Raw genomic sequence first — 17,188 nt, 5'->3', positions numbered from 1 at the left:
GTCAGCGCTAACGGGGAGGCGTGGTCAGCCGCGCGCGACCTCATAGCTGAACAGCCGCCCGTCGGTGCGGACCGCGAACAGGAATCGCGTGGTGCTGGTGGTTGAGATGCCGCCGAGTTCCCGCATCAAGCCCCATCCCGTGCCGATCCCATGCTGCGATGAGACCAGGCCGTTCGCGCCCACTGCCATGTACCTTAGGTGCCCGGTGGACTCGATGGCCACGAGGTCTGAGAAGCCGTTACCGTCCCAGTCATCGACTCCGGTAATCGACCGGAGGGCGCCCCAGTCCGTGGCCAGCTGGAGTGGTAGGCCGAGGGCCCCGGATCCGTTTGAGGGATAGAGCAGCACCTCGCCAGAGACGCGAGCGGCCACCACGCCCGGATTGCCGCCGACCGAGTCACCCACAGAGGTCAGCCGAGCGAAGGACTGCCAGCCGTGTCCGATCTGCTGCGGCATCGCGAAGCCGCCCTTCCCGTTGCCGGGATAGAGCACAAGCCGGCCGTCCGTAAAGCGGGAGACCAGATCCGCCCATCCGTCACCCGTCCAGTCCTGACCGCCGATGATCTCGACGGCTGCGCCCCAGCCATTGCCGATCTTCACCCCGGGATCGAATCGCCCGGTCGCCGACGCCCGGTAGAGGAGCAGATCACCCGCCGACGTGCGGAGCATCAGGTCCTCGTGACCGTTCCGGTCCCAATCGCCTGGGAAGATGGTGCGCTCCGCCGTCCAGCCCTGGCCAATCGAGGTACCGTTCAGCAGGCGGACGGTCGACGCGGGGACGGGTGTCGGGCTCGGCGCGGGGACTGGGGTCGGGGCGGGTGCGGGCGACGGTTGCACCACCGGAGCCGGGGCGGCCGACGATCCGCTCCAGGTCGCGGTGACCTGTCCGGACGTGAGAGTGGCCCCCGCTGCGGTGATCAGCTTCGCGCGGAACGTGCGGGTCCCGGCCGTCGACTGGCTGTAGGTCAGCGGCAGGTCGAAGCTCCCGTCACTGTTGACGGTGGCCGTGGTGTGGTTCTGCCAGGCGCCGCTCACCAGCACTTGTGACGTGACGGTGCGGCCGGCGTATCCGACGGCGGCGCCCTTCAGGCGTGCGGTCCCTCCCACCAGCACCCCCGACACAGCCTGAACGCTGATCGAGCCGAGTCGGTCCACCGTGAACTCGGCGCTGGTCAGCGTCCCCGCCGCCGAGGCCGCCTGCACGCGGTACCTGGTGTTACCTACGGTGTTCGTGCCGGATGTCAACGGGATCGAGAACTGGCCCCGTATTCCAGAGGTGACCCGCTGGTCGGTGGACCACCCGGAGGCCGTGTAGGCCTGAGTCAGGACCTCGCGTCCTCCTCCGCCGGGGCTGAGCAGGCCGGTGACGTACGCCGTGGCGCCCACCTTTGCCTGGGTCTGCGGGCGGATCACGAGTTCGCTGGCGCCTGTGGCGGCGGCGGTGACGTTGTACTGGTAGAGGTTGTACTTGACCATCAGGTTGATCACCTTGTTGGCGTACTGCGGATCAGTCGCGTAGCCGCCCAGGTGCACCTCGACAATGAAGCGGTCCGGGTTGTTGGTGTAGCTGAACGCCTTGGCGTATCGGGTCAACCTGCTCAGGAAGTAACCGTGGTCGATGAACGAGTTCTGGTCGGTGTCGTACTTCCGGAACTGTGCGGTGGTGGTGTAGGCGGTGCCGCTGGAGTCGTACTCGGTGGTGTTGACGGCGTAGCAGCCGTTCTGGTGCGGGCTGACGGTGGAGGAGCACTTGATGCCGAACCAGTTGCGCGCGTTCTTCGTCAGCGAGGACTCGCCCCAGCCGGACTCGAGGATTGCCTGCGCCATCGCCACCGACGCGGGCACCCCATACTCCCGCTCCTCGGCCTGTGCCCAGGCCGAGGTCTTCGCCACGAACGTGGCTGCGTCCAGAGCGGCCGCGGGTCTGGCGATGGGCAGGAGTGTGGCCGCGAGTGCCACGGCAAGCAGCACTCTCAGGAGGATGCGCGGGGAAGGCATGGTGGTCATTCAATCTGCCGGCGCGTAGATCCGTCACCCGAAAGGTGAGGCGAAGGTTGAGGTTCACCGCCGCCGACGGCCGTGGGGTGTGGCCGAAGGTCAGTGCACCAGGACGATCTTGCCTACGTTGTCGCCGCCGGTCAGCTGCTCGTGCGCCCGGCGCACCTCGTCGAACGGGATCCGCGTCTCGGGTGAGAGCCGGATGCGGCCGTCGGCGAGCATCGGCCACACCTCGGCCTCGACGGCGGCGCAGATTTCCGCCTTTTCCTCGGCTGGGCGGAACCGGAGCGAGGTGGCGGTGATGGTGGCCTGCTTGCTCAGCATCGCGCCCAGGTTGAGGGTTCCCTTCACCCCGCCCTGCAGCCCGATGACCACGATCCGGCCCCTCTTCCTCAACGACGAGAGGTTGGCCTCGAGGTACTTCGCCCCGATGATGTCCAGGATCACGTCGGCGCCCTTCGTGGCCGCCTTGAGGGCCGCCACCCAGTCGTCGTGGTAGTCCAACGCGTAGTCGGCGCCGTGCTCCAGGCAGTGCTCGAGCTTCGAGGGGCTCCCGGCAGTGGCCACGACGGTGGCGCCCAGCGCCTTGGCGTACTGCGTGGCGAACGTGCCGATGCCCCCCGCGCCGCCGTGGACCAGGAACACCTCCCCGGCCTTGAGTTGGCCCGCGCGCAGGTTCGACAGCACCGTCGCCGCCACCTCCAGCACCCCGGCTGCGGACACCAGGTCCACCCCCGGGGGCGGAGGGATGAGCTGCCCCTCCGGAGCGACGAAGAACTCTGCGTAGCCGCCCCCCGCCAGCAGGGCCACCACCTCGTCGCCCTGCTTCCAGCGCTCGACTCCCTCGCCGACCTCCTCGACGACGCCCGAGGCCTCGAGCCCGATGATGTCGCTCTCGCCGGGCGGCGGCGGGTAGTGCCCTTGGCGTTGAAGCACGTCGGCCCGGTTGACGCCAGAGGCGACGGTGCGCACCAGCACCTCCCCGCGACCGGGGGTGGGGGTGGGGGTGGGGACCTCACTGAGGGTGAGGGCGTCGACGTCTCCGGGGGTCTCCACGATCACTGCGCGCATGCCCCCACCCTGCCACAGGCTCACGCGTCGAGCGCGTCCCACTCGTCGCGGCCCTGCCACGTGCAGAGGCACACCTCGTTGCCTTCGGGATCGGACAGCACCCAGAAGCTGGGGGCCGCTGCGTCGCTGAGTAGCGTCCCGCCCGCGGCAAGCGCACGGTCCAAGCGGGTGCGGACCTCGTCATGCGGCAGCGTGAGGTCGATGTGGATGCGGTTGCGCTGCGGGCGCGGCTCGTCCATCTGCTGGAACCAGATCGGCGGTCCGATGAGCAGCGGGTCGGCCAGCGCCTCCGGCCCGTCGTCGGCATAGCCCGTGATCGCGCGCCAGAAGGGGAGTACGACGGGGATGTCGAGCGCATCGATGGCGATCTCTATCTCGGCCAGGTCCGACGTCACCGCCTCGAGACCTCGAGCGGTCACCAGGTCCGCGACCGCCGAGCCGAAGGCGACGTCTCGTTCCGTGATGCCGCCGGCGTCGTGGCTGGCCACCGCGAGGTGGACCCGGGAGTAGCGCAGGTCGATCTCCGGGTGGTGGTTGTGCTCCTCCGCGATCCGGGCGACGTCGTTGACGAAGGCGAGCGCGGACGGGAAGGAGCCGGCGTCGACAGTGAGGTGCATCCGGCCGAGGAGGTAGCGCCAGACGGGGAGAGCCGCGGAGGCTTGTTTGCGGGAGAGTGCCATGTTTCACACTAACCGCAGACGCGCGGAGTCGGGTCAGCCGGGCCAGACGAGCCCCCGGCGGCTCACGAAGCTGCGCGGGGCGCCGTCGACCGGGTCGGGGAACTCCAGGCGGTGGGCGAGCAGCCGCAAAGGGGTGGAGAAGTCGTCGATCTCCGTGGACAGCACAACCGGGTACAGGGGGTCCCCGAGGAGAGGAATGCCCAACTGGTGGAAGTGGGCGCGGATCTGGTGGGTGCGGCCGGTGAGGGGGCGCACCTCATAGAGCGCATGGTCCCCCCGCACCTCAAGGACGTCGATGTCGGTGATTGCGTTCGGCGGGAGGTCGAGAGTCTCGGTCTGCAGCGTGCCCACGCGCTTGACCAGGTGCGATTCGACGCGCCTCGGAAACTCGAGGGCCGGGTCGAACCGGGCGATGGCGTGGTAGACCTTCGTGGCGAGCCGCTCGGCGAAGACACTCTGGTACGCGCCCCTCCACCGCTTCGCTGTCGTCATGAGCAGGACCCCGGCTGTGCCTCGGTCCAGCCGGTGGGCGGCCGACAGCTCAGGCAGATCCAGCGCCGCCCGGGCCTTAACGACGGCCGACTCCAGCACGTGCCGCCCCCTCGGGATGGTGGACAGGAAGTGCGGCTTGTCGAAGACCGCCACCCGATCGTCGAGGTGGAGGAGCGTGAGTTCCCCCGGCACCGGCGCCTCGTCGCGCAGCTCCCGATGGAACCACACGAAGGTGTGGGGGCGATAGCTCTCCAGCCCGGTCCACGCCCGGCCCCGGTCGTCGACGAAGACGCCCCGCGCCAGCATCTCGTCCACGTCCTCCGGGGACGGCGCCAGCTTGTGCACCAGCCAGTCACGCATCGTCGGCCAGGGCAGCGGATCGGAGGGGTCGCGGTCCGGGGTGCGCACCCAGGCGGCCTGCAATCCGTGGCGGGGCGGCAGCGGTGACTTCGGCGGCATCCCACTCCTCTCCAGCTCGGATACCGCACCCTACCCGCCGGCGTCGAGGCGCTACCATGGTCGCGCACTGGCGAGGTCGCATAGTGGACTAGTGCAGCCGCCTTGAAAGCGGCCGAGGGGCAACTCTCCGTGGGTTCGAATCCCACCCTCGCCGCTTCCCGGGGCCCGAAGCCCACTCTGAGTAGTCTGGGTCCATGCCCGAGAGCACCCACGTCATCAAGCCGCAGCCACCCGTGCGCGCCTTCGTCACCGCCGCGGTGGCCGACCTTGCCGGCGCACTCTTGCTGGTGGCGGCGCTGAGCCAGGATTGGCATATAGCGTTCGTGGTGGTGGCGATACTCCTGCTTGTCGCCGGAACTGCCCTGATGATCGGCGCGTTCGTGTCGCTCAACAGGCTGGCTGTCCGGTTCACCTTGACCGACGAGGGCTACCGGCTCCTCGGCCCAGGCGTCGATCACGCGGGACAGTGGGCAGACGTGAGCAAGGTGACGCAGTCACAGGAGGGCTCGCACGTGACGATCTACCACGGCGCCGTCCGCCGCACCCACCTGCTATTCCCGGGAGGGGATCGCGCCCAGATCGACGAAGTGCTGGCCGAGGTCCGCGCCCGCCTCAAGGCCACGAAGGGCTAGACCGGGCTAGACCTAGCCCGACCTAGACCTAGCCCCCACCTCTAGATGCGCCTGGATGGCCTTTAGCGCCTAACGAGTGATCCGCGCCGCTCACGGCCACCGGCCACCAGGATGACGGTGGCCGGGATGAGTCGGGTGAAGGAGGCCTCTGGGCAGTGTCGGTGTCGCCCGCTACGCTGAATGGGACTAGACCCGAACGGGAAGGAGTTGCAGCCATGGAAGCGCGCGTGCTCTACCAGGACCTCTTTCCTTTCGAGACTCCGCGATCGCTGGATGCCTTGCGAGGCCCCGCCACTGGGGTGCTTATCTTGCCTCGTACGGTGCACTGGGGCCCTGATCCGACTGCCGACCTGGACACGCGAAGCGGCCTCCACAAGGCGTACCGCAACCTGGTGCGGGAAGGAACCACTGACCTTCAGGAGGCCATGCTCAACGCAGCCCGGCTGGTCGAGGTGTGGCCTGACCTCGCGCTGCCTCCTCGATGCCTTGCCCTGTGGGAGTCCCGGTTCCCCGAGTTGCGTCGGGCGGCGTCGACCTGATGCCGACCGGTGAAGAGCACCAGCGGCAAGCCGCTCGCATCATTCTGGCTGCGATCGGTCCGGCAGGATTCGCTCTCGCAGGCTCGGGTGCTATCCGCGAGCACGGGCTGATCGATCGGCCGACCAACGATATCGACCTGTTCGCGCCGGCCCGGGCAGCGGCTGGGTTCAGCGATGCCATCGACACGGCGATAGCGACGCTGACAGCCCACCGCTACACCTGCGAAGTGGGCCGGCTGAGCAGCCATTTCGCTCGCTTGCTGCTCACCACACGTGAGGGTTACGTCTTCGAGGTGGATCTGGGGGCTTGACTGGCGTGCCCACGACCCGATCCGGCTGGAAGTTGGACCGGTCTTGGCGATCGAGGACGCAGTCGCGAACAAGGTGGGCGCGCTGTACAGCCGAGGCGAGCCACGCGACTACCTCGATGTCGATGCGATCCGAGAATCCGGCCGCTTCGCCGAGGATCATCTCCTGTCTCTAGCCGCCCAGCATGACCCGGGATTCGACGTGACCCTGTTCGCCACGCGACTCCGCGCTGTCGAATCGCTGGTTCCCGACGACATCGCGGAGTACGGCATCAGCTCCACAGACCTGGACGCGATCAAGCGTCGCCTCCTGGCTTGGGGGCAGGGCCTCACGGGACACAGTCCCGAACCGACCGTCAGCCCAGACGCGTAGGAACGTGTCGAACCAGTCGCCAAGAACCCTCGGAGGCGACCATCAAAGGCCTCCACCAGCCGTACCGAGGACCCGTCGACCCCTGCACTGCATCAAACGCCCTAAGCACAGTAGGCCAGGATTAAGCCTGGGCTAAGCCGGACCTAGCCCTCATCGTCCTCCGCGCCGTGCCACGCGCACGCGTCCGTGACATTTTGCGCGCCGTCTGTCAGGTCGCCGGTGGGGGAGGGTGAGGCGGAGCTGGCCGACGGTGACGCGGAAGCGCTGGCGGAACCGGTGGGCGATGCGGCGGCGCTGACCGACGGAACGGCGGTGGGGCTGGGGGACGCGATGGTGGCCGCGACGGCCTCCTCAGCGGCGGCGCGCATCGCCTCGAAGTCCGGGTACTCGTAGGAGTACCCGTTCTTGCCGGGCGAGTACACGAGGCGCGTCACCGGGGCGTCCTTGACGCGGAGCGCCAACTCGACGATTTCCGTCAGGTCGCGCTGTGGAATGTCGGTGACGATCATCTGCGACGATGCCGCGGCGATCGCCTCGTAGCGCGTCAACATCGTGGCCGGGTTCGCCTGCCGGATGATCGCGCTGACCAGGCAGGATTGGCGCGCCATCCGGTCGTAGTCCGAGTAGTCCAGGCGGCTTCGGGCGTACCACATTGCGTCATAGCCCATCAGGTGCTGGTCCGGGCCGGGCTCGAGGTAGCCGGAGGGCCGCTTACCCTCGCTGTTGCCACCGATGGCCAAGCGCTGATTGATGTTGACCGTCACCCCGCCCATCGCGTCGATGAGCTGCTGCACGCCGTCGATGTTGAGCATCGCGAAGTAGTCCACCTTGAGCCCGGTGATCCCCTCCACCCCCTGCTTGAGGGCCTCCGCGCCGCGGTAGGTGGAGCCGGCGAACAGGTCCGGGAAGCCGAGCTCGGTGTGCGCCCAGATGCTGTTGATGTACCAGTCGCCGGCGGGCTCCCCGCGGAACCCGTTGGGGAAAGCCTCGTCCATTTCGCTGCCCTCGGGGAAGGGCGTGTACTGCAGGTTGCGCGGGATCTGGATGAGTGTGGTGGCGCCCGTGCCGGTGTCGATCGAGGCCAGCATGATGGTGTCGGTGCGGATGCTGAATTCCTCCACCTGATCAGCGCGGGAATCGCTGCCGTCCGCGCCGAGCAGAAGGATGTTGATGCGAGGGATGTCGGCCCACGGGTCCTCGTGCGCCTCGGCGGTGAGCGTGGGCCTCGAGGAGGAGGTCACCTCGTCCTCGCCCGTTGTGAACACGTTGTCCAGAAGAAGCGCCTGGTCGCGCGCGTAGCGGGCGCCGATGGCTGTGGGTGCGGTGACGCCGAACGCCAGCACGGTCACCAGCACCGCACCGATGGCGCGCTTGCCGCTGCCCAGCCAACGGGGACGCGTGGCGAGTTGCGTGACGGTGATGAGCGTGACCCAGACGAGCCCCAGGGCGATCAGAGCCACGCTCGCGATGGCGAGGAACTGAGTGCTCACCGCCAGCGTGGCCAGCCGGGTGGTGTTCGTCGCGGCGTAGTAGGCGAGGGAGACCACGCCGACGATCGCGGCCAGCCCGGTCAGGAGGCCGAGTGCGCGCAAGGCCGGCCGTGTGGCGCCAAGAAGGCCGAGGCCAGGGATAAGTGCAGAGATGACCGTGAGCCCCATCGACTTCCTCAGGGACTGCCTGGGGCCGCCATCGGTGGCCATCCGGCGCCGCACGTTGGCCGGGAAGGGGATCTCGGCCCCGCCGTCGGCCTCGTATCCACGCGACGGAGTAGCGCCCGATGACGGAATGGCGTCACCGTCATCGTCGGGCGCGGCGCGTCGTGCCGGGCGGTCTTCGCTCATCAGGCTCCTCCTGCGGCAAGTCTAACCCCGGGCCGGTCAGGGCTCTGCGGCGGTGCGGGTGGGTGTTTTGCCGCTGCGCCGAGCGCTCGGCTAGGCTGTGACGGCACTGGAGGTGTCGCCTAGTCCGGTCTATGGCGCCCGCCTGCTAAGCGGGTTTGGGGCTTCAACCCCATCGCGGGTTCAAATCCCGCCGCCTCCGCCAGTTGTGATCAAGCCCCTGGGAGCTGTGCTCCCGGGGGCTTTGTCGTTGCCGTAGAGGACCCCACTCCGCTACAAGGCGAGGTGACTGCGTTCCAGATCGAGGAGGAACTGCTTGCGTTCCGGGCCGCCGGAGTAGCCGGTCAGCTTCCCGTCGGACCCCACCACGCGGTGGCAGGGCACCACGATGCTGATCGGGTTGCGCCCGTTCGCCAACCCCACGGCCCGTGAGGCGCCGGGGCGGCCGACGGCGACGGCCAGCTGTCCGTAGCTGCGCGTCTGCCCGTAGGGGATCGCGGCGAGCGCCGCCCACACCTCCTGCTGAAAGTCGGTCCCGGAAGGCGCCAGGGGAAGATCGAACGAGGTGCGTTCCCCGGCGAAGTACTCAGTGAGTTGGCGGGTGGCTTCCGGGAGCGCGTCGTCGACGCGGTCGCCCCACGCGGACCCGGGCACCGGAGGGCTCTTGTGTCCGTCCATCAGAACAGCCACGAGGGCTCCGTCGCTGACGACGAGGGTCAGGGGGCCGATGGGGGAGTCCATCACGCTGTGGGTCATGTCGCGCACACCTTCCGCTGTGGTGCCAGGATACGACCCGCCGAGGTGTTCGACAGGCCCCGAGGATCACTGGCCCTTGGCGGCGTACCTGGCCTCGGTGGCGGCCTTGAGGGGGCGCCACCAGTCCTCGTTGGTGCGGTACCAGTCGATGGTGGCCTGCAGGCCTAGGCGGAAGTCGGTGTAGTGGGGCGTCCAGCCGAGTTCCTCGCGGAGCAGGGTGGCGTCGATGGCGTAGCGGAGGTCGTGTCCGGCGCGGTCGGTGACGTGGTCGTAGGCATCGGCGGGTTGGTCCATCAGTTCGAGGATGAGCTCGATGACCGTCTTGTTGTCCTGCTCGCCGTCGGCTCCGATGAGGTAGGTCTCGCCGATGCGGCCGTGCGTCAGGATCCGCCAGACGGCGGAGTTGTGGTCGTTGACGTGGATCCAGTCACGCACGTTCGCCCCGGCGCCGTACAGCTTGGGGCGGATGCCGTCGATGACGTTGGTGATCTGGCGCGGGATGAACTTCTCGATGTGTTGGCGGGGGCCGTAGTTGTTGGAGCAGTTGCTGAGGGTGGCGTTGACGCCGAAGGAGCGGACCCAGGCGCGGACGAGGTGGTCGCTGGCGGCCTTGGACGCGGAGTAGGGGCTGGACGGGTTGTAGGGGGTGCTGGGGGTGAACTTGGCGGGGTCGTCGAGTTGGAGGTCGCCGTAGACCTCGTCGGTGGAGATGTGGTGCAGGCGCTTGTCGAACTGCCGCACGGCCTGCAGGACGTGGAAGGTGCCGAGGATGTTGGTCTCGACGAAGATCCCGGGGCCTTCGAGGGAGTTGTCGTTGTGCGACTCGGCGGCGAAGTGGACCACGGCGTCGTGCTCGGCCACCAGTGTGCCGAGAAGAGGCGCATCGAGGATGGACCCGTGGACGAAGCGCACCCGTGCGGGGTCCAGGCCGGCCAGGTTGGCGGTGTTGCCCGCATAGGTCAGCGCGTCCAGGACCGTGACCGACACGTCCGTGTTGTCCACCAGCCAGTGCGCGAAGTTGCTGCCGATGAACCCGGCTCCACCGGTGACCAGAATCGTCTTCACAGCCAGTGAGCCTACCTGGCCGAGGCCCGAGCCACCGGTCAGGCCGGGGGCGGGCATCCGCGTCCGCCCTGTGTGCGTCTATGCCAAGGTAAGACCCATGCGGGGGATCATTCTTGCCGGCGGGACCGGCTCCAGGCTTCATCCGATCACGTTGGGGACCAGTAAGCAGTTGATGCCGGTCTATGACAAGCCGATGATCTACTACCCGCTGGCCACGCTGATCTTCGCGGGGATCCGCGACGTCCTGATCATCACCACGCCCCACGAGGCGCCCGCCTTCCATCATCTCCTGGGCGACGGCGAACAGTTCGGCGTCCACTTCACCTTCGCGGTGCAGCCCGAGCCCAAGGGGTTGGCGCAGGCGTTCACGATCGGGGCGGACTTCGTCTCCGGCGGCCCGTCGTGCCTGATCCTGGGCGACAACATCTTCTCCGGCCCCGGCCTGGGATCGAGACTGCAGCGGCGCACCGAGTCGATCGACGGCGCCCTGGTGTTCGGCTACCAGGTGGCAGACCCCACCGCCTACGGCGTCGTGGAGGTTGACGGCAACGGGCTGGCCCTCTCGATTGAGGAGAAGCCGGCCCACCCGAAGTCCCACTGGGCCGTGCCCGGTCTCTACTTCTACGACGAGCAGGTGGTCGACATTGCCACCAACCTTCGGCCATCGCCGCGCGGCGAATTCGAGATCACCGACGTCAACCGCACCTACATGGAACAGGGCCGCCTCCACGTCGACCTCCTCCCCAGGGGCACCGCCTGGCTGGACACCGGCACCTTCGACTCCCTCAACGACGCCAGCAACTTCGTGCGCACGCTCCAAGCGCGCCAGGGCCTGCAGGTCGGCTGCCCGGAAGAGGCGGCCTGGAGGCGGGGTTTCCTCACAGACGACGAACTGGCCGAGCGCGCGGCGCGCTACGAGAAGTCCGGCTACGGCACCTACCTGCGCAACTTGTTGGGCTGACAACAGGTTGACGCCAGTCGGCTCGGGCCGCTGGACCTGCGTTTTTGCCGATCACCTCAATGCCACGTATAGTTACGACTCGGCCAGCGCTCGTGGCTCAACGGATAGAGCATCTGACTACGGATCAGAAGGTTGGGGGTTCGAGTCCCTCCGAGCGCGCTGGGGATAGGCGTCGGGGTTTCCCCGGCGCCTTTTCTCCTTCCCGGCCTAGCCAGGCCGCGTTGGTAGATGGCGCGGACAGCGCCGAGTTGGAAGGATGTCCCAGTGACAACCGAAGTCTGGGCCCACCGGGGCGCGAGCGCGTATGCGCCGGAGAACACCTTGCCCGCGTTCCAGCTGGCGCTCCAGATGGGGGCCGACGGCGTGGAGCTCGACGTGCAGCGCACCGCGGATGGGCACGTCGTTGCCATTCACGATGAGACGATCAACCGCACCTCCAACGGCTTCGGCCGCGTCGTGGATCAGACTCTGGAGGATCTCCGCCACTGCGACTTCTCCAACGGCTTCGCCGGGCGCCGCAACGTCAGGATCCCCACCCTGCGCGACGTGCTTGACCTGTTCCGGGGCACCGACGTTCGCGTCAACATCGAGTTGAAGAACACCGTCGTGCTGTATCCCGGCCTCGAGGACGACGTGCTGAGCATCGTGCGGGACGCGGGCATGGCAGACCAGGTGCTGTACTCGTCGTTCAACCACTTCTCGCTGGCGAACCTGCGCGGCCGGGTGGCCCGCGAGCAGATCGGCCTGCTCTACTCGGACGGCATCTACGACCCCTGGAAGTACGCGAAGTGGTTCGGTGCCGGCGCCCTGCACCCCCACTACCTGGCCCTGCAGCAGCCCAACTTCGTCTGGCTCTGCCACGAGGCGGGCATAGAGGTGCACGCGTGGACGGTCAACAAGGACGACGATGCCCTCTGGCTCGCCGGCCTGGGCGTCGATGCGCTGATCACCAACCTCCCGGACCGGCTTGCCGAGGTATTGCGCGCCCCAGGCCGCTAGCCCGATCGGTCGCGACGGCCAGCGGACGGCCACTAGGCTCGCCCCATGAGCGCCCCCGGCAACCCGTTCCGCCCCGAACTCTGGGACGCGGTGGACGGATTCGACTTCACCGACATCACCTACCACCGCGCCAAGGACGTCCCGGCGGTGCGGATCGCCTTCGACCGCCCGGAGGTGCGCAACGCCTTCCGGCCGCACACCGTCGACGAGCTGTACCGGGCGCTGGACCACGCGCGGATGTCATCGGACGTCGGCTGCGTGCTGCTCACCGGCAACGGGCCCTCGGAGAAGGACGGCGGCTGGGCGTTCTGTTCCGGCGGCGATCAGCGGATCCGCGGCCGCGCCGGATACCAGTACGCCGAAGGCGAGGGCGCGGACACCGTCGACGCCGCCAAGCTCGGCCGCCTCCACATCCTCGAGGTCCAACGCCTCATCCGATTCATGCCCAAGGTGGTCATCGCCCTGGTCAATGGGTGGGCGGCAGGCGGGGGGCACTCGCTGCACGTCGTCGCGGACCTGACGCTCGCGTCGCGGGAACACGCGATGTTCAAGCAGACCGACGCCGACGTCGGCTCCTTCGACGCCGGATTCGGCTCGGCCTACCTTGCACGGCAGGTGGGGCAGAAGTTCGCCCGCGAGATCTTCTTCCTGGGCGACGTCCACGACGCCGAGGACGCGCACCGCATGGGCATGGTCAACAGGGTGGTGCCGCACGCCGAGCTGGAGGACCTGGGCCTGGAGTGGGCAGCGAAGATCTGTGGAAAGTCGCCGACGGCCCAACGGATGCTGAAGTTCGCCTTCAATGCCATCGACGATGGGCTGATCGGTCAGCAGGTGTTCGCCGGCGAGACCACGCGCCTGGCGTACATGACCGACGAGGCGGTTGAGGGTCGCGACTCGTTCCTGGAGAAGCGGGCTGCGGACTGGTCGAAGTTCCCCTACTACTACTGAGCGGCGGCGCCGCCGACTGCCCGGTGTGAGTTGAGCCGATGGATGGAGTCGCGGCCGCTCTTGCGCTCAGCCGAGGAGGGTGAGTGCCAATGCCCAGGCCGACAGCAGGATCTCCAGCACGCCGATCTGCGCCGGGCGCCTCGGGGCCCGCGGCATCCAGAACGACCTCGCGACCAGCGCCGCCGTCCACGGCAGCCACCACCACCCCAGCCACCCGGCACCCCACGCCGCGAAGGCCACCAGCGCGACGGCGGCGTGATACGCCTGCGAGCGTTGGGCCGCGGCCGGCTCGTTCCGCTCGCGGATCAGGGCCTTGACGTGCAGCACCGTGCCCACGAAGTAGGCGGTGATCATCAGCATGATGGCCACGTCCCGCCACCTCGTCGGGTCGTCGGCGCCCCACGGCTGCAACACCGCCATCAGCCCGCAGGACGCGATCACCATGAGGACGCCGGACGCCAGTGAGCGGTCGCGTCTCTTCCACGCCAGCCACAGCCCGGCACCGACAAGCACGGCATATAGCGGAGCCCACAGAAGTAGCCCCCACCCCTTGAGGGCCACGGTCGTCAACCCCAGGATGGTCGTCGCGGCGGCGTAGACCGCGAGAGCAGGCAGGTAGCGGCCGCGACGCGTGGCGGGGGCGCGGAGCAGGAGGGTCGCCGCGTTGTAGGCGAAGTACGCGGCCAACCAGGTGAGGCCGAGCATCGCGTCGCCGGCGTCGAGAGGGCGCGCGTCCCGCGCCATCACCAGGCCCGCCAGGAAAGGCACGACGAGCATGGCCCAAGCGCCGTGCTGCTTGGGCACCCAGCCCGCCGACCGACCAGCCATCCGGCTACGCTAGCCCACCCGATGCCGGGCGCTGGGGGCGCCCCCGGCTCTGCAGCAATCTACGCAGAGCGCGGTTTGTGCGGATATCCGCAGAAACCGCCCCAGGGATAGCGTCCTGCAGATCAGTTGGCCAGGCCGTAGAGGCGATCGCCCGCGTCGCCCAGACCGGGCACGATATAGCCGTGCTCGTTGAGCCGCTCGTCGACGGCCGCCACCACCAGGGTGCACGGGACATCCAGGTCCGCCAGCAGCCGGTTCAGCTTTTCGATCCCCTCAGGCGCCGCGAGGAGACAGATGCAGGTGATGTCGTCCGCGCCGCGATCCACCAGATACTGCACCGCCCCACCGAGCGAGCCACCTGTGGCGAGCATGGGGTCCAGCACATAGCACTGCCGGCCCGACAGGTCATTGGGGAGACGCTCCGCGTAGGTCACCGGCTGCAGGGTCACCTCGTCGCGGATCATCCCGAGGAACCCCACCTCTGCTGTGGGCATCAGCCGAAGCATGCCGTCCAACATCCCCAGGCCCGCGCGCAGGATGGGCACCACCAGCGGCGCCGGCTGCGCCAGCTTCACCCCGGTGGCGGCGGTGACCGGCGTCTCGATGTGGGTCTCCGTGATCCGCACCCCACGCGTGGCCTCGTAGGCCAGCAGCGTCACCAACTCCTCTACCAACCTGCGGAACACCGGCTGCTCCGTGTTCTTGTTCCGCAGCAGTGTCAACTTGTGATCGACGAGGGGATGAGTGACGACGCAGAGTTCCACGCCGCTTACCTTTCCACATCCGGCCCGAGCGTGCAGTGGTTGGGCCCCTGGGGATGTTTCCCGGGGGCAGTCATGCAAGGATGGGGTGCGCATGCGACGAAAGGAGTGAGCCGTGGACGTATTCGAAGAGGACGCCGAGCCATTCGACCTCAACGACGTGGACAGCGAAGACTCCGCAGACTCGGAGGACTCCGAGGAGGACTTCGACGACCTCGAAGACGCCACCGAGGACGACGTGGACCTGGTGGTGGCTCTCTACCGTGAGGACGGCCGCGCGGTCGCGGTGCCCATGGACGTGGACCTTGCCAATGACCTCGACGAACTCATCACCCAGCTCGGACGCCTCCCCGGGGACTCGGGCGCCGACGGCTGGGTTTCGGTCGCGGGCGAATTCTTCGTGATCTGCCGCGTGCGCGGGCGCACCGTCGAGGTGCTGCTCTCGGACGTGACGGCGGCCAACGACTGGCCCATCGCGCGCGACGTCGTGGACTACCTTGGCGAAGAGATGCCCGACGAGGACGACGATCCGGCCCCCCTGGGAGACCTATCCATGTACGCGGCCAGCGGTCTGCGGGCGATGGAGCTCGAAGCCATCGCCACGGACTACGACGAGGACTCCGACGTCCTCCTCGGCAGGATCGCGGCGAAGTTGAAGGTCGCGGCGGAGTTCGAGGGCGCCGTCGAGGCCTTCGACGACTAGAGCCGGGCACTAGCTTGGGCACGCGCTGGCACGAGGCGATGCGCCTCGCGCTGGAGGAGGCGGAGGCCGCCCGGCGGCATGGGGACGTGCCGATCGGCGCCGTGATTCTCGACTCTGCCGGAGCACCGATCGCAAGCGCGGGCAATGAGCGCGAGCTCACGGGCGACCCCACAGCCCACGCCGAGGTGGTGGCCATCCGTCGGGCGGCCGAGGAGCTCGGTCAATGGCGCCTCACGAATTGCACGCTGGTGGTCACCCTTGAGCCCTGCACGATGTGCGCAGGGGCCATCGTCGCGAGCCGGATCGGACACCTCGTGTTCGGCGCGTTCGACGAGAAGGCGGGCGCCGTCTCCTCGCTGTGGGACGTTGTGCGCGACCCGCGCCTCAACCACCGCCCCACGGTCACCTCCGGCGTCCTCGCCGACGAGTGCGGCGCCGTCCTGGAATCCTTCTTCGGGGAGCGGCGCTAACGACCAAGGATCGCTAGTCCAGCGCGACGATGCCGCCCCGCAGATCGGGCTGCACGCCCCGGAACGCTACGGCCACCAGCACCGCCGAGACCGCAATCCCCGCCGCCACCAGGATGCCGCCGTGCCCTCCCGAGGCGTCGATGGCGATCCCGGCCGCGGCCGACCCCACGGAGGCGCCCAGCAGCTGCCCGGTGCCGATCCATCCGTAGGCCTCGGCAGTGTCCGAGAACGGGACGCTCCCGGCGATCACCGACGACACCGCCGCCAGGGCGGGCGCGATCCCGAAGCCGGCCAGGAACAGCGCCAGCGACAAGCCCCAGAAGCCGCTGAGCACCGTGGCCAGCGAGAACCCGGCCACCACCACGAGCATGCGGAGAGCCATCGACCAGCGGGTGATGGGGCGGTTGCCGGCTGCCAGGCCGCCGAGGAGGGAGCCGAACGCTGACAGAGCGAGCACCCCGCCGGCCAGGACCGAGCCGTCGCCGAACGACGCGACGATGGCGGCCTCCATGGCGGCGAAGGCGCCGATCATCAGCAGCGACGTCACCGTCATGAGGAGCACCGCGGGGTTGGCCAGGACGCGGCCGAAGCGTCGGCGGTTCGCGGGAATCTCCAGGTGACGGACCCGGGGGGTCAGGATGAACATCAGGCCGCCCACCACCTGGATCACGATCACCACCAGCAGCGCCGGCCCGGACCCGAGGGCACCCACCAGCAGCGTGATCGCCACCGGCCCGATGATCCAGATGACCTCCTGCAGGGCGGCGTCCAGGTTGAACAGCGCCGTGAGCAGGTGGCTGGGAGCCAGCTTCGGGTACAACGTGCGGACCGCTGGGATGACCGGCGGCATCGCCGCGCCGCCGACGGCGGCCAAGGCCATGGCGCCGCCCAGCGGCACAGTCAGGAGCGCGAGCAGAACGAACGCGGTCACCGAGATGACCAGCGTGGCGGTGAGCACACGGAAGGTGCCCAACCGGTTGAACAGCCTCGAGACGATCGGGCCGGCCACCGCCATGCCCACCGAGAACGAGGCGAGGACCAGCCCGGCCGCGGTGTAGCTGCCCTGGGTGGCGCGCACGTGCATGAGGACACCCAGCGAGTACATGCCGGCGGGGAACCGTGCGGCCAGCTGGGCGACCAGGATCAGGGCAAGCCCTGGGGCCTTCATCAACGCCGCAAAGTCACGCACCGGCCCAACCATACGGCCGCGCCTCGTGGCCCACCAACCGGCCGACGAAACCCGCCCACCGGCCCCCCCACCAGCGCGATTGGTCAAAGGGAGGCGCCCTCGGTAAACTTTCCGG

The 17,188-nt window shown here is 68.5% G+C and carries 19 protein-coding genes and 3 tRNA genes; 12 read left to right on the top strand and 10 right to left on the bottom strand.

Annotation, left to right across the window (positions count from 1 at the left end; translation table 11 throughout):
* Window positions 1-24: 24 nt before the first annotated feature.
* The 4 genes from H5398_RS02135 to H5398_RS02120 all read right to left on the bottom strand — a co-directional run bounded on the left by H5398_RS02135 (window position 25) and on the right by H5398_RS02120 (window position 4,601).
* Entirely contained in the window at window positions 25-1,998 is a 1,974-nt protein-coding gene (locus tag H5398_RS02135) for a glucosaminidase domain-containing protein (RefSeq protein ID WP_182798830.1), read from the bottom strand.
* Between the two features lie 99 nt (window positions 1,999-2,097).
* Window positions 2,098-3,069 carry an NAD(P)H-quinone oxidoreductase gene (locus H5398_RS02130; protein WP_182798829.1) on the bottom strand — a complete coding sequence of 324 codons (972 nt, stop codon included), beginning with the start codon at window positions 3,067-3,069 and terminating at the stop codon, window positions 2,098-2,100.
* A gap of 20 nt (window positions 3,070-3,089) precedes the next feature.
* Entirely contained in the window at window positions 3,090-3,749 is a 660-nt protein-coding gene (locus tag H5398_RS02125; RefSeq protein ID WP_182798828.1) for a VOC family protein, read from the bottom strand.
* Window positions 3,750-3,782: 33 nt separating this feature from the next.
* Complete coding sequence (locus tag H5398_RS02120; RefSeq protein WP_220489095.1) at window positions 3,783-4,601, bottom strand: pseudouridine synthase; 819 nt, start codon at window positions 4,599-4,601, stop codon at window positions 3,783-3,785.
* Window positions 4,602-4,769: 168 nt separating this feature from the next.
* On the opposite strand from H5398_RS02120, the gene H5398_RS02115 reads away from it, so the two are divergent.
* The 5 genes from H5398_RS02115 to H5398_RS02095 all read left to right on the top strand — a co-directional run bounded on the left by H5398_RS02115 (window position 4,770) and on the right by H5398_RS02095 (window position 6,552).
* A tRNA-Ser gene (locus H5398_RS02115) sits at window positions 4,770-4,854 on the top strand.
* A 40-nt stretch (window positions 4,855-4,894) separates the two neighbouring features.
* On the top strand, window positions 4,895-5,332 hold the full coding sequence (locus H5398_RS02110) for a hypothetical protein (protein ID WP_182798826.1): 438 nt from the start codon (window positions 4,895-4,897) through the stop codon (window positions 5,330-5,332).
* Window positions 5,333-5,652: 320 nt separating this feature from the next.
* On the top strand, window positions 5,653-5,871 hold the full coding sequence (locus H5398_RS02105; protein WP_182798825.1) for a hypothetical protein: 219 nt from the start codon (window positions 5,653-5,655) through the stop codon (window positions 5,869-5,871).
* A complete protein-coding gene (locus H5398_RS02100) occupies window positions 5,871-6,182 on the top strand; it encodes a hypothetical protein (RefSeq protein ID WP_182798824.1) in 312 nt (103 codons plus the stop codon). The genes H5398_RS02105 and H5398_RS02100 overlap by 1 nt, the downstream gene beginning before the upstream one ends.
* Window positions 6,183-6,225: 43 nt before the next feature.
* Entirely contained in the window at window positions 6,226-6,552 is a 327-nt protein-coding gene (locus H5398_RS02095) for a hypothetical protein (protein ID WP_182798823.1), read from the top strand.
* Window positions 6,553-6,695: 143 nt separating this feature from the next.
* On the opposite strand, the gene H5398_RS02090 is transcribed toward H5398_RS02095, so the two are convergent.
* Entirely contained in the window at window positions 6,696-8,393 is a 1,698-nt protein-coding gene (locus tag H5398_RS02090) for an LCP family protein (RefSeq protein ID WP_182798822.1), read from the bottom strand.
* Between the two features lie 108 nt (window positions 8,394-8,501).
* On the opposite strand from H5398_RS02090, the gene H5398_RS02085 reads away from it, so the two are divergent.
* Window positions 8,502-8,595 (top strand) — tRNA-Ser (locus H5398_RS02085).
* A gap of 68 nt (window positions 8,596-8,663) precedes the next feature.
* On the opposite strand, the gene H5398_RS02080 is transcribed toward H5398_RS02085, so the two are convergent.
* Both H5398_RS02080 and rfbB read right to left on the bottom strand, forming a co-directional pair.
* Window positions 8,664-9,146, bottom strand: a complete 483-nt coding sequence (locus H5398_RS02080; RefSeq protein ID WP_182798821.1) for a methylated-DNA--[protein]-cysteine S-methyltransferase — start codon at window positions 9,144-9,146, stop codon at window positions 8,664-8,666.
* Between the two features lie 66 nt (window positions 9,147-9,212).
* Complete coding sequence (gene rfbB / locus H5398_RS02075) at window positions 9,213-10,211, bottom strand: dTDP-glucose 4,6-dehydratase (protein WP_182798820.1); 999 nt, start codon at window positions 10,209-10,211, stop codon at window positions 9,213-9,215.
* A gap of 97 nt (window positions 10,212-10,308) precedes the next feature.
* Between rfbB and rfbA the strand changes: the two genes are divergently transcribed.
* The 4 genes from rfbA (at window position 10,309) to H5398_RS02055 (ending at window position 13,122) form a co-directional block, all read left to right on the top strand.
* Window positions 10,309-11,172, top strand: a complete 864-nt coding sequence (rfbA, locus tag H5398_RS02070) for a glucose-1-phosphate thymidylyltransferase RfbA (protein WP_182798819.1) — start codon at window positions 10,309-10,311, stop codon at window positions 11,170-11,172.
* Window positions 11,173-11,258: 86 nt separating this feature from the next.
* Window positions 11,259-11,331 (top strand) — tRNA-Arg (locus H5398_RS02065).
* Window positions 11,332-11,436: 105 nt separating this feature from the next.
* On the top strand, window positions 11,437-12,171 hold the full coding sequence (locus tag H5398_RS02060) for a glycerophosphodiester phosphodiesterase (RefSeq protein ID WP_220489049.1): 735 nt from the start codon (window positions 11,437-11,439) through the stop codon (window positions 12,169-12,171).
* A 45-nt stretch (window positions 12,172-12,216) separates the two neighbouring features.
* Window positions 12,217-13,122, top strand: coding sequence for a 1,4-dihydroxy-2-naphthoyl-CoA synthase (locus tag H5398_RS02055; protein WP_182798817.1), 906 nt, complete (start codon window positions 12,217-12,219; stop codon window positions 13,120-13,122).
* 66 nt (window positions 13,123-13,188) lie between these two features.
* On the opposite strand, the gene H5398_RS02050 is transcribed toward H5398_RS02055, so the two are convergent.
* Together H5398_RS02050 and upp are read right to left on the bottom strand one after the other, a co-directional pair.
* Entirely contained in the window at window positions 13,189-13,950 is a 762-nt protein-coding gene (locus tag H5398_RS02050) for a YwiC-like family protein (RefSeq protein WP_182798816.1), read from the bottom strand.
* A 122-nt stretch (window positions 13,951-14,072) separates the two neighbouring features.
* Window positions 14,073-14,714 (bottom strand): uracil phosphoribosyltransferase, encoded by a 642-nt coding sequence (gene upp, locus H5398_RS02045; protein WP_370586024.1) that lies wholly within the window; start codon window positions 14,712-14,714, stop codon window positions 14,073-14,075.
* A 112-nt stretch (window positions 14,715-14,826) separates the two neighbouring features.
* Between upp and H5398_RS02040 the strand changes: the two genes are divergently transcribed.
* Window positions 14,827-15,414 carry a tRNA adenosine deaminase-associated protein gene (locus H5398_RS02040; RefSeq protein WP_182798814.1) on the top strand — a complete coding sequence of 196 codons (588 nt, stop codon included), beginning with the start codon at window positions 14,827-14,829 and terminating at the stop codon, window positions 15,412-15,414.
* 38 nt (window positions 15,415-15,452) lie between these two features.
* Window positions 15,453-15,884 (top strand): tRNA adenosine(34) deaminase TadA, encoded by a 432-nt coding sequence (gene tadA / locus H5398_RS02035; protein WP_182798813.1) that lies wholly within the window; start codon window positions 15,453-15,455, stop codon window positions 15,882-15,884.
* Window positions 15,885-15,897: 13 nt separating this feature from the next.
* Here the strand turns inward: tadA and H5398_RS02030 are convergent, their stop codons facing one another.
* Entirely contained in the window at window positions 15,898-17,073 is a 1,176-nt protein-coding gene (locus H5398_RS02030) for an MFS transporter (RefSeq protein WP_182798812.1), read from the bottom strand.
* Between the last annotated feature and the right edge of the window lie 115 nt (window positions 17,074-17,188).

Source organism: Tessaracoccus sp. MC1679, assembly GCF_014164775.1.
Taxonomy (GTDB): domain Bacteria; phylum Actinomycetota; class Actinomycetes; order Propionibacteriales; family Propionibacteriaceae; genus Arachnia.
The sequence above is the reverse complement of the archived record's forward strand: the minus strand, read 5'-3'. Positions and strand labels throughout refer to the sequence as shown.